This window comes from Sanguibacter antarcticus, assembly GCF_002564005.1.
GTDB lineage: Bacteria > Actinomycetota > Actinomycetes > Actinomycetales > Cellulomonadaceae > Sanguibacter > Sanguibacter antarcticus.
In genome coordinates this window covers 1,787,819-1,800,328 of the sequence record NZ_PDJG01000001.1, presented here as the reverse complement: position 1 = coordinate 1,800,328, position 12,510 = coordinate 1,787,819, and the positions used below count along the sequence as shown (strand labels likewise).

Below are 12,510 nucleotides of genomic sequence, written 5' to 3'. Positions count from 1 at the left end.
GGATCCACAGGGTGCTCCAGTCCCTCGGGAGGAACATTGAAGATCAGGAAGCTCAGCCGGATCACCGCGTTCGCGGCGGTCGGAGCGCTCGCGCTCACGGCGTGCGGCAGCAGCGACGACGCCGGCGACGAGGCAACCGCCAGCACGTCCGACAACGTCTTCACCATCGCCTACAACGGTGACGGCGGACACCAGGCCTGGGTCGACGCGACGACCAACAGCATCAAGAACACCCTGGGCATCAACGCTGAGGGACAGAACTACGCGACGTTCGCCGAGCTTCGTTCGGACGTCACCGAGCGCAAGATGACTGGCGCGTTCCGCACCGGATGGCAGGCTGACTACCCCAGCCTCTACAACTTCCTCGGCCCGATCTACGGCACGGGTGCAGGCTCGAACGACGGCGACTACTCGAACGCAGACTTCGACTCCCTCCTCAGCCAGGGACAGGCCGCAGCGACGCTCGAAGACGCCAACGTGATCTTCGACCAGGCTCAGGAGGTCCTGTTCCAGGACCTTCCCGCGATCCCCCTCTGGTACTCCAACGTCACCGGCGGCTCCTCGGAGAACGTCGCTGACGTGGCCTTCGGCTGGAACAGCGTCCCGCTCTACTACGCGGTGACCAAGGCTGACGGAACCCCGGTCCTCGTCAACGGCTCCGAGCCTGCGAACCCTCTCGTTCCCACGAACACGAACGAGACCGGTGGCGGAAAGATCACCGACCTCATCTTCGCCGGGCTCGTCTCCTACGAGGCTGACGGCACTCCCGTGAACGAGCTGGCCGAGTCGATCGAGACGACGGACAACCAGCTCTACACGATCAAGATCAAGGGCGGCACCACCTTCACGAACGGCGAGCCGGTCACCGCCGCCTCGTTCGTCGACGCCTGGAAGTACGGCGGGCTCCTGAGCAACGCTCAGCTGTCCTCGTACTTCTTCGAGGGCATCGAAGGCTTCTCCTACGACGAGGAGTCAGAGCTCACCGGCCTCAACGTCGTCGACGACACGACGTTCACGGTCCAGCTCCAGCAGCCTGAGGCTGACTTCCCGCTCCGCCTCGGCTACACCGCGTTCATGCCGCTCCCGGCCGCCGCCTTCACGGACATGGCTGCGTTCGGCGAGAACCCGATCGGCAACGGCCCCTACATGGTCACCCCCGGCTCGTGGGAGCACAACGTCAGCATCGACCTCGAGCCGAACCCGTCCTACAGCGGAGTTCGTAAGCCGGCGAACGCCGGCGTGACGATCACGTTCTACGACAACCAGGACTCGGCGTACAACGACCTCCTCGCGAACAACCTCGACGTGCTGGACGCCGTCCCGGACAGCGCCTTCGGGACCTACGAGGACGACCTCGGAACCCGCGCGGTCAACCAGCCGTCCGCAGTGTTCCAGTCCTTCACGATGGCTCAGAACCTCGAGCACTTCGAGGGTGAAGAGGGCAACCTCCGTCGCCAGGCCATCTCTATGGCGATCGACCGTCAGTCGATCACGGACACGATCTTCCAGGGCACACGTACCCCGGCGAAGGACTTCACGTCGCCGACGATCGCTGGCTGGAACGAGACACTGGCCGGCTCTGAGGTTCTCGAGTTCAACCCCGAGAAGGCCAAGGAACTGTGGGCAGAGGCGAACGCCATCAACGAGTGGTGATCTGCACCGCTTAGACTGACCGCTTCATCGGTGGGGTGAGGGCCCTCATGGGTCCTCACCCCACCGTCGTGTGTGCCTCCTCGTATGTACTCCCGTTACAGTGGCCGACGGACGAGCCGCGTTCCTCGCCGTCGGCTCGAAGGAAGGATTGACCTGATGGTCCGTTATATCGGACGCAGACTGTTGCAGATGATCCCGGTGTTTCTCGGGTCGACTCTGCTGATCTATGCAATGGTCTTCGCTCTTCCTGGAGACCCGATCCAGGCTCTCGGCGGCGAGCGTGGGCTCTCCCCAGCAGTCGCCGACCAGATCCGCGCGCAGTTCAATCTCGACCAGCCGTTCTTCATCCAGTACCTGCTCTACCTCAAGGGCATCTTCACGCTCGACTTCGGGAACTCGTTCTCGGGTCAGCCGGTGATGGACGTCATCGCTCGCGCGTTCCCCGTGACCTTCAAGATCGCGATCCTCGCGATGGTCTTCGAGTCGGTCCTCGGCATCGGCGTCGGCCTCATCGCCGGGCTCCGCAAGGGCGGCATCTTCGATGCGAGCGTCCTCGTCGTGAGCCTCATCGTCATCGCCGTCCCGACGTTCGTCATCGGTTTCGTCATGCAGTTCACGTTCGGCGTGAGGCTCAACTGGCTCCCTCCGACAGTCGGAGGGAACGAGGACTTCGTGAGCCTGCTCATGCCGGCAGCGGTGCTCGGAGCAGTGTCCTTCGCGTACGTGCTCCGGCTCACCCGCACCTCGGTCGCAGAGAACCTCACCGCTGACTATGTGCGGACAGCGACTGCGAAGGGGCTGTCCCGGACGCGCGTGGTCAACGTCCACGTGCTGAGGAACTCTCTCATCCCCGTGGTGACGTTCCTCGGAGCCGACCTCGGCGCCCTCATGGGCGGCGCCATCGTGACCGAGGCGATCTTCAACGTCCCGGGTGTCGGTGGAACTCTCTACCAAGCCATCATCCGCGGAGAACCGACGACGGTGGTGACCTTCGTGACGATCCTCGTGATCGTCTACATCATCGGAAACCTGCTCGTCGACCTCCTTTACGCCGTCCTCGACCCGAGGATCCGTTATGTCTGAGAGCGTGAACCCAGTGCGCAAAGACCTTTCCGGGGCGGCCACCACCGCGCGTCGCCCCTCACAGGCACACTTCGTCGCCGACCTGAGCGAAACACCTCTCGCTGTCGTCGACAAGGTCAATGAGAACGAGGCACCGAGCAGCCTGTGGGGTGACGCATGGCGCGACCTGCGTGGCCGTGCACTGTTCTGGGCCTCCGCAGTCCTGATCGTGCTCGTGCTCGCCGTGGCGTTCTTCCCGGGTCTCTTCACCTCCGTCGACCCCAGGTTCTGCGAGCTCCGCAACTCCCTCGGCCAGCCGCAGTCCGGTCACCCGTTCGGCTTCGACCGGCAGGGCTGTGACGTCTACTCCCGAGTGATCTACGGCGCGCGCGCCTCCGTCACGGTCGGTATCCTCACGACGCTCGGCGTCGTGCTCCTCGGAACCGCGATCGGTGCGATCGCTGGCTTCTACGGTGGATGGTTCGACACGATCCTCTCGCGAGTGACCGACATCTTCTTCGCGATCCCGCTCGTGCTCGCAGCGATCGTCTTCGGCCAGGTGTTCCAGGACAGCAAGACGGTCCTCAACGTCGTCGCTATCCTCTCCGTGTTCGGATGGCCTCAAGTAGCACGCATCACCCGTGGTGCGGTGCTCGCCGTGAAGAACAACGACTTCATCACCGCCGCGAAAGCGCTCGGTGCCTCGAAGTTCGAGACTCTCCTGCGCCACGTCATCCCCAACGCCGCAGCGCCGATCATCGTCATCGCGACCGTGTCGCTCGGGATCTTCATCGTCGCCGAGGCCACGCTCTCCTTCCTCGGGATCGGGCTGCCGCAGAGCGTCCTGTCGTGGGGGCATGACATCTCTACGGCCCAGACCTCGCTCCGGACGAACGCCAGCGTGCTCTTCTACCCCTCAGCAGCGCTCGCTATCACCGTCCTGAGCTTCATCATGATGGGCGACGCCGTGCGTGACGCCCTCGACCCGAAGGCGCGGAAGCGATGACCGCCGTGAACGACCAAGAGCCACTTCTCGAGATCCGCGACCTCGACGTCAGCTTTACCACCCTCGCGGGTGAGGTGCCGGCCGTCCGCGGTGCGAACTTCACCATCTACCCGGGCCAGTCTGTCGCCATCGTCGGTGAGTCCGGGTCCGGAAAATCGACCAGCGCCCACGCGATCATCGGCCTCCTGCCGGGGACGGGCCGGGTGACCGGCGGGTCCATCTGGTTCGACGGCGTGGACATCACCGAGGCTTCTAGCGATGAGATGGTCGCTCTGCGCGGCAGCTCCATCGGCCTCGTTCCACAGGACCCGATGTCCAACCTCAATCCCGTCTGGAGCATCGGTTACCAGGTCAAGGAAGGCCTGAAGGCCAACGAGATCGACGTGACGCGTCGGACCCAGCACGGGCTCGGTGCGAGCGGTGAGGGAACGTCCGACGGGGATCTTCTCATCGGTCGTCGTGCGAAGGCGACCCTCCTCGGGGTGGTGCGTGAGAAGTCGAATCTTCCGCGCGCATCGCTGCCCGCCGCGTTGGCGGTCGTGGAAGACCGGCTCGTCGTCGGGTCCACCACCAGGTCCGAGGCGGTGACGATCCTCTCGGAGGCCGGTGTGCCGTCCGCGACGAGGGTGGTCTCGTCGAAGGCCGGGACAGCCGACATCGACGACCGGGTCGCGGGGCTCCTCGCTGAAGCGGGCCTTCCTGACGCGGTCCGGCGTGCGAAGCAGTTCCCGCACGAGTTCTCTGGCGGTATGCGCCAGCGTGCGCTCATCGCGATCGGCCTGGCAGCGCGCCCGAAGCTCCTCATCGCCGACGAACCGACGTCTGCTCTCGACGTCACTGTCCAGCGCACCATCCTCGACCACCTCGAGGAGCTGACGCAGGAGCTCGGGACTGCTGTCCTGTTCATCACGCACGACCTCGGCCTCGCAGCCGAGCGTGCCGAGCAGCTGGTCGTCATGTATCGCGGGCGGGTCGTCGAGTCCGGTCCGTCCCGCGAGATCCTCGCCAACCCGCAGCACCCGTACACGCAGCGTCTCGTCGCGGCTGCCCCGTCGCTGGCATCGAAGCGCATCCAGAGCGCAAAGGCTGCGGGCATCGAGTCCAAGGAGCTGCTCGCGGCGACACGCGGACAGGGAGACGACCACCGCGAGGACGTCCTCATCGTGGAGAACCTCACCAAGGTCTTCCAGATCCGTGGATCCGGCAAGCACCAGGACTTCAAGGCTGTCGACGACGTGTCGTTCCGGATCAAGAGCGGGACGACCGTCGCGCTCGTGGGGGAGTCGGGCTCCGGCAAGTCCACGGTCGCGAACATCATGCTCAACCTGCTCGACCCGACCGAGGGAAAGATCTTCTTCGACGGCGTCGACCTGAGCACGCTCGACAAGAAGGAGCTCTTCGACTTCCGTCGGCGGGTCCAGCCGATCTTTCAGAACCCCTACGGTTCGCTTGACCCCATGTACTCCATCTTCCGGACGATCGAGGAGCCCCTGCGGATCCACAAGGTCGGCTCGAAGAAGGAGCGGGAGATGCGCGTGCGCGAGCTCCTCGACATGGTGGCGCTCCCGCAGGCCACCATGCGCCGGTTCCCGAACGAGCTCTCGGGCGGCCAGCGGCAGCGCATCGCGATCGCGCGTGCTCTGGCACTGCGACCTGAGCTCATCGTGTGCGACGAGGCAGTCTCGGCACTCGACGTCCTCGTCCAGGCGCAGATCCTCGAGCTTCTCAACGATCTGCAGGCCGAGCTTGGGCTGAGCTACCTGTTCATCACGCACGACCTCGCGGTCGTGCGGCAGATCGCGGACCAGGTCTGCGTGATGAAGAACGGGCGGATCATCGAGGCCTCGTCCACGGACGAGGTGTTCGACTACCCGCAAGAGGAGTACACGCGTGAGCTCCTCGGGGCGATCCCAGGCTCACGCCTGGACATCATGCCGTCCGGGCCGGGCTCGTACTCCGACGTGTGACCGATGACGGAGGGGCGGCGGCACATGGTGCCGCCGCCCCTCCGTCGTGCTGCCCGGCCCTCCAGGATCTCGGACATATCGGGAGCGAGAGGGCTGCGCGACACGACGTTACCGGTCAGTAACATCCGCGTCTCATGATGTTACCGATCGGTATCAGAAGAGCAACAATCCTCTCTCATCGGGTGTTCCTCCACAAATGCACCGCTTTCTGTGCGTACCGTCAGATCCAAGCAGGGGGCACCTGCCGACGGCCTCACGTCGCCGGCGGGATACCTGTGTAGGCACAGGCGCCCCCGATCTGGTCGGGGAGGAACATTGAAGTTCACGAGAAGGGCAGCGCCCGTCGCGCTGCTGACGAGCGGGATCTTGATGGTCTCGGGTTGCTCGGGCGGGACCGAAGAGGTCACCGAGACCGATACCGCAGCGAGCGGCGTCTGCTCCATGAGCGCCCACGACGACTCCGTCTAGGCAGCTGAAGAGGGTGCACCCCTCACACCAGAGGAGTTCCCGACGACCGGCGGCACCGCAAAGCTGGACCTGCCAGCGGCCGAGACCGCTGACGACGAGATCTTCTACTCCGTCGGGCAGGACGAGTGGGCCGGCTACAACGGCTCCATCCCCGAGAACTATGACGTGTACACCTCCGTGGTCAACAGTCGCACCAGCACGTCGTTCGCGTACTTCGGGACCGACGGGACGATCTACAGCAACCCCGAGTTCGGCACCATCGAGAAGCTCGCCGACGATCCGCTCACCGTCCGGTACACGATCAACGAGGACGCGGTGTTCTCGGACGGCAACCCGATCGACTACGACGACATGGTCCTCGACTGGGCGATCCAGACGTACACGAGCGGGAACACGCTCTACGCCGAGAACCCGGAGTGCCAGCTCTTCAACAGCGTGAGCGGTTCCTACGGCGAGTACGTGCCGAACGGCCCCGAGGGCGAGCTCGGCGGCAAAGAGTTCGTCGTGACGTTCAAGAACCCGTACGCGGACTGGAAGCTCCTCGTCGGCGGGCTCGGGCAGTGGTACCCGGCACACATCGTGGCCGACCAGGTCGGTCTCGGTGAGGACGAGCTCACCCAGGCGATCCTCGACGAGGACTTCGAGACCATCCAGAAGGCCGCAGAGTTCTTCAACACCGGGTGGCAGAACCCGTCACCAGGAACCCTTCCGGACGCAGCGCTCATCCCGGTCGCCGGGCCGTACACGTTCGGGACGTGGGTGGCAGGGCAGTCCATCACCCTCGAGGCGAACGACGCGTACTGGGGCACGCCGGCGGCGACCCAGCGCCTGACGTTCCGTTTCGCTGATCCCAGCACGCACGTCCAGGCGCTCGCCAACGGTGACCTCAACGTCATCGAGCCGCAACCGACCGTCGACACCCTCACCCAGCTGCAGGCCGTCCCGAACGCGACGATCCTCACCGGTGACTCGCTCACCTGGGAGCACCTCGACCTGAACCAGAAGAGCGGGCCGTTCGCGGACAACCTCGCGGTCCGTGAGGCGTTCGCGATGTGCGTGCCGCGCCAGCAGATCGTCGACAACCTCGTCAAGCCGATCAACCCGGACGCCGTCGTCATGAACGCACGCGAGGTCTTCCCGTTCCAGGACACCTACGACGAGGTCCTCGCCACGTCGTACGACGGACGCTACGACGAGGTCGACCTCGACGGCGCGCGCGCCAAGATCGAAGAGTCCGGTGTCGAGACGCCGATCGAGGTGCGCATCGGCTACTCGGCCGGGAACGCCCGTCGTGCCGACGAGGTCGCGCTCATCAAGTCGAGCTGTGACCAGGCTGGCTTCACGATCGTCGACGCGAGCTCCTCGACCTTCTTCGACGAAGGTGGCGAGCGGTCGAAGGGCGACTTCGAGGTCGCGCTCTTCGCGTGGGCCGGATCCGGTCAGATCGCCTCGGGCGGCAACATCTACGCCACGGACGCCCCGCAGAACTGGAACTGGTACTCCAACAGCGACGTCGACGCCGCCTGGAAGACGCTCGAGGCGTCGGTCGACCCGGCCGTGCACCTCGAGCAGACGAAGATCATCGAGAAGGCGCTGTGGGACGACCTCCACGGCATCCCCGTCTTCGCCCACCCGGGCCTCGTCGGCTTCGACTCGTCGATCCAGAACGTCATCAAGACGTCCACGCAGGACCAGTCCGTGTGGAACGCCGAGCAGTGGGTCCGCTGACCTGCTGACCTGCTGGCCCTGACGGGTCAGACAGCGCCGGTTCAGGTCACGCCGCTCGCGGCGTGCGGGAGCGGGACAGGAGGTCACCACCTTCCGTCCCGCTCTCGCTGCGCCATCCTTCTCACGTAGCAACGAAGGGTTCTCACGTGCTCAGATTCACTCTCCGACGGGTCGGCATCTCGCTCCTCGTCATGCTCGGCGCGTCCGCGCTGCTGTTCTGGCTCGTGACCCTCTCCGGCGACCCCCTCGCGGACCTGCGGGAGTCCAACGCCGAGAACCGCGCGACGCTCATGAACGCGCGGATCGAGACCATGGACCTCGACGTCCCGTGGTGGACGAGGTACGGGAGCTGGCTCCTCGGCGTCGGTCGCTGCTTCGCGCTGAGCTGCGACCTCGGTACCACGCGCAACGGCGTCGACGTCGTGCAGCTCATGGGCAACGCCGCCGTGACGACGCTGCGGCTCGTGGTGCTCTCTACCCTCCTCGCGATCGTCGTCGGCGTCGCGGTCGGCATCCTCACCGCCATCCGGCAGTACTCCGGCTTCGACTATGCCGTGACGCTGCTGGCCTTCCTCTTCTTCTCGCTCCCCGTCTTCTGGGCGGCCGTCCTCCTCAAGGAGTACGGAGCGATCCGGTTCAACAACTGGATCGCGGACCCAGACATCAGTCCCTTGACGATCGTGCTCGTGGGCCTGGGCGGCGGTCTGCTCCTCCAGGCGATCGTCGGAGGAACGCTGCGTCGTCGTCTGCTCACCGGCGGAGGGGGCGCGCTGTACGTCGTCACGACGCTCGCCGTCTTCAGCGCGAACGGCTGGTTCCGCGAACCGCCGGCCGGGGTGGTGCCGGCAACAGGCCTCCTCCTCGTCGGTGGGGTGGCGTGCGCTGTGCTCATGACCGCACTCGTGAGCGGCCTGGCGAACAAGCGGGTGCTGGCAGCGTCGCTGACCACCGCTGTCGTCGGTGTCGTGGCGACGCTCGTGCTGCGCGACGTCATCGACGACCCTTCCCACCCGATCGTGCTCCTCGGCCTCGGTGCGCTGTGGGCCGGTGTCGCACTCGTCATCGGCAGGCTCATGGGCGGGTACTCCCGCAAGCAAGCGATGCTGGTGTCCTTCGTCACCGCGACAGTGTTCGCAGTCCTCGTCGGAGCGAGCAAGGTCGTCGAGTACTGGGGGTCCTACCTCGCCCTCCAGGCGCGCCCCATCTCGACGATCGGCGCGTCGACCCCAGGGTTCGTCGGCACGTTCTGGGAGGACGCCATCGACAAGGGCACCCAGCTCCTCCTCCCGACGATCCTGCTCACCCTCATCTCGGTCGCTTCGTACAGCAGGTACACGCGGTCCTCGATGCTCGACGTGCTCGAGCAGGACTACGTCCGCACGGCACGGTCCAAAGGACTGAGCGAGCGCACCGTCATCACCCGGCACGCCTTCCGCAACGCGCTCATCCCCATCACGACGATCGTCGCGTTCGACTTCGCCGGCCTCATCGGAGGCGCCGTGATCACCGAGCAGGTCTTCGGGTGGAAGGGCATGGGTGAGCTCTTCAAGACGGGGCTGACCCAGGTCGACCCCGTACCGGTCATGGCGTTCTTCCTCGTCACAGGATCAGCGGCGATCCTCATGAACCTGCTCGCCGACATCGCCTATGGCTTCCTCGATCCCAGGATCAGGCGGTGAGCGCCGTGCCGCGCGCGTCGTCCGTCCGCCTGCCCGTCCCGTCGTCCGTCGGAGGCACCCATGCCTGATGAGCACCAGCCAGAACCGTCCCAGGACGACTACGTCCCGTCACCGACAGCCGCCGGGATCTCCCCGGTCCCTGGCCACGTCATGCCGCTCGCGGCGCCCGGGCGCCCGGAAGAACGCTCCTACACCCAGGGTCAGCTCGTCCGACGGCGCTTCTTCCGGCACACAGGGGCGATGGTCTCGCTCGGGGTCCTGCTCTTCGTCGTCCTGCTCGCCTTCACCTCGATCGGTGTCGGACCCCTCCCCGGGTGGTGGGACAAGGACTTCGGCCGGGCAGCCGACCTCGTCGACGGCGGCGCGCCCACGCTCTCCCTCGTCCCGCTCGCCTGGGGAGAGCACCCCTTCGGACAGGACAACGCCGGCAAGGACTACTTCGCGCTGACGATGCGCGGGACGCAGATCTCGCTCATCATCGCCTTCGTCGTCGGCATCGTCAGCACGCTCCTCGGGACGATCGTCGGAGCGCTCGCCGGCTACTACCGGGGGATCGTCGAGGCGGTCCTCATGCGCCTGACCGATCTCTTCATCGTCATCCCGCTGCTCGTCCTCGCGGCGGTGCTCGGCCAGATCGCGTCCCGGTCTGGCGTCCTCGCGCTCGCGGGGATGCTCGGTCTCGTGACGTGGACGGGTCTCGCGCGACTCGTGCGCGGCGAGGTGCTCTCGCTCCGTGAGCGCGACTTCGTCCTGTCGGCGAGGGCGATCGGGACGAGCGGTCCCCGGACGATCGTCAAGCACATCCTGCCGAACTCGATCGGGGTGATCGTCGTCTCAGGCACACTGGCGATCGCCTCGGCGATCCTGCTCGAGACGTCGCTGAGCTTCCTCGGCTTCGGCGTCAAGCCGCCGGACGTGTCGCTCGGTCTGCTCATCAGCAACTACCAGAGCGCGTTCACCACCCGTCCGTGGCTGTTCTGGTGGCCAGGACTCTTCATCCTCACGATCGCACTGTCCGTCAACTTCATCGGCGACGGGCTGCGCGACGCCTTCGACCCCCGCCAGAACAGGAGCACGAGCTCATGACGACTCTCGCCGACGACCGCGCCGGCATCGGCGCGGAGTCCGAGGACCCGCAGGTCCTCGCCTTCGAGGATCTCTCCGTGACGTTCACGACGCAGTTCGGCGACGTGCGTGCGGTGCGAGGAATCACGCTCGACGTCCGGGCAGGCGAGGTGGTCGCGCTCGTCGGAGAGTCCGGCTCCGGGAAGTCCGTCACGTCCATGACGGCGCTCGGCCTCCTGCCGAAGAACGCGCGCACGACCGGGGTGGTCCGGGTCGGGGACACGGCTCTCGGCGATCTCGACGCGCGAGGTCTGCGCCGGATGCGCGGCCACGACGTCGCGATGGTCTTCCAGGAACCGATGACGGCGCTCAACCCTGTCTTGACGATCGGCCTCCAGCTGACCGAGGCGCTCGAGCTGCACGGCATCGCTCTCGGTGCACAGGCCGAGGCCCGGGCCGTCGAGCTCCTGCGCACCGTCGGGATCCCCGAGCCGGAGCGTCGGGTCAAGCAGTATCCCCACGAGCTGTCGGGCGGGCAGCGTCAGCGTGTGGTCATCGCTCTCGCGATCAGCTGTGAGCCGCGGGTGATCATCGCCGACGAACCGACCACGGCTCTCGACGTCACCGTCCAGGCGGAGATCCTCGACCTCTTGCGCTCGCTCAAGGACACGCTGCGCACGGGAATCCTCCTCATCACGCACAATATGGGGGTCGTCGCGGACATGGCCGACCGTGTGGCGGTCATGCTCGAGGGAGAGATCGTCGAGGTCGGGAGCGCGCAGTCCGTGCTGACGGACCCGCAGCACGAGTACACGCGCAGGCTCCTGGGGGCTGTCCCACGGCTCGGTGCGAGGATGGGAGAGGTACGTACGACGGGGGAGCCCACGTCGGTGGCGCCCGTGGTCGACGGCTCGCCCCCGGTCCTTGCGCTGAACGACGTCGTCATCGAGTACCAGAGCCTCGGCAAGCGAGCCTTCCGTGCGGTGGACTCCGTGTCCTTCACCGTCGAGCCGGGGGAGATCGTCGGGCTCGTAGGGGAGTCCGGCTCCGGGAAGTCGACGATCGGGCGCTGCACCCTCGGGCTCATCCCTGCCGCGAGCGGGACCGTCTCGGTGTTCGGCGAAGACCTCGGGTCCTTGCGACGCCGGCCGCTCAAGGCCCTGCGCAAGCGCATCGGCGTCGTCTTCCAAGACCCGGCCGGATCGCTCAACCCCCGGCTCCCCGTAGGAGACTGCATCGCGGAGCCGCTCGTCGTCCACGGCGAGCGGTCTGCCCAGAAGCGGCTGGCCCGTGTGCACGAGCTGCTCGATGCCGTCGAGCTCCCACGATCGGCGACGAACCGCTACCCCCACGAGCTCTCCGGCGGACAGCGGCAACGGGTGAGCATCGCTCGTGCGCTCGTGCTCGATCCTGAGCTGCTCGTCGCCGACGAGCCGACCTCCGCGCTGGACGTCTCGGTCCAGGCCAGCGTCCTCGCGATGTTCACCGCGCTGCAGGAGCGCTACCGCTTCGCGTGCCTCTTCGTCAGCCACGACCTCGCCGTCGTCGACGCGCTCGCGCACCGGGTGGTCGTGCTCCAGAACGGTCGGGTCGTCGAGCAGGGGCTGCGGGAGGAGGTGCTGCACGCGCCGCAGGAGGAGTACACCCAGAGGCTCCTCGCCGCAGCCCCGGTTCCCGACCCGGTCGAGCAGCGTCGGCGACGCGAGGCGCGGCACGCCCTGCTGGCCCGTCTGGGCGACGAGGTCACCGAGCTCAAGGGAGCCGGTGCACTCTTCGGCGAGCGGTCGGGAGGAGACGTCTAGGCGCTCTTCGCCCCAGGATGTGCACCGAGGAGGTAGGATCGCCTAGGCCAACGTCGTCCGCATGCCGGTAGGTACGAGCG

Annotated in this window: 8 protein-coding genes; all 8 read left to right on the top strand. The window is 66.4% G+C overall.

The features are described from left to right. The first annotated feature begins 36 nt into the window (after positions 1-36). The 8 genes from ATL42_RS08195 (at position 37) to ATL42_RS08160 (ending at position 12,430) form a co-directional block, all read left to right on the top strand. Positions 37-1,653, top strand: a complete 1,617-nt coding sequence (locus ATL42_RS08195) for an ABC transporter substrate-binding protein (protein WP_245862311.1) — start codon at positions 37-39, stop codon at positions 1,651-1,653. Positions 1,654-1,809: 156 nt separating this feature from the next. Further along, positions 1,810-2,736 carry an ABC transporter permease gene (locus ATL42_RS08190; RefSeq protein WP_098454926.1) on the top strand — a complete coding sequence of 309 codons (927 nt, stop codon included), beginning with the start codon at positions 1,810-1,812 and terminating at the stop codon, positions 2,734-2,736. After that, positions 2,729-3,721 (top strand): ABC transporter permease, encoded by a 993-nt coding sequence (locus ATL42_RS08185; RefSeq protein WP_098454925.1) that lies wholly within the window; start codon positions 2,729-2,731, stop codon positions 3,719-3,721. The genes ATL42_RS08190 and ATL42_RS08185 overlap by 8 nt, the downstream gene beginning before the upstream one ends. Continuing rightward, positions 3,718-5,688, top strand: coding sequence for a dipeptide ABC transporter ATP-binding protein (locus ATL42_RS08180; protein WP_098454924.1), 1,971 nt, complete (start codon positions 3,718-3,720; stop codon positions 5,686-5,688). The genes ATL42_RS08185 and ATL42_RS08180 overlap by 4 nt, the downstream gene beginning before the upstream one ends. Positions 5,689-6,321: 633 nt before the next feature. Then, entirely contained in the window at positions 6,322-7,884 is a 1,563-nt protein-coding gene (locus ATL42_RS08175) for an ABC transporter substrate-binding protein (RefSeq protein WP_245862306.1), read from the top strand. 146 nt (positions 7,885-8,030) lie between these two features. Continuing rightward, positions 8,031-9,563 carry an ABC transporter permease gene (locus tag ATL42_RS08170; RefSeq protein WP_098454923.1) on the top strand — a complete coding sequence of 511 codons (1,533 nt, stop codon included), beginning with the start codon at positions 8,031-8,033 and terminating at the stop codon, positions 9,561-9,563. Between the two features lie 60 nt (positions 9,564-9,623). Further along, complete coding sequence (locus ATL42_RS08165) at positions 9,624-10,649, top strand: ABC transporter permease (protein WP_098454922.1); 1,026 nt, start codon at positions 9,624-9,626, stop codon at positions 10,647-10,649. Beyond that, a complete protein-coding gene (locus ATL42_RS08160; protein WP_098454921.1) occupies positions 10,646-12,430 on the top strand; it encodes an ABC transporter ATP-binding protein in 1,785 nt (594 codons plus the stop codon). Before ATL42_RS08165 ends, ATL42_RS08160 begins: the two co-directional genes overlap by 4 nt. The last annotated feature ends 80 nt before the right edge of the window (positions 12,431-12,510 follow it).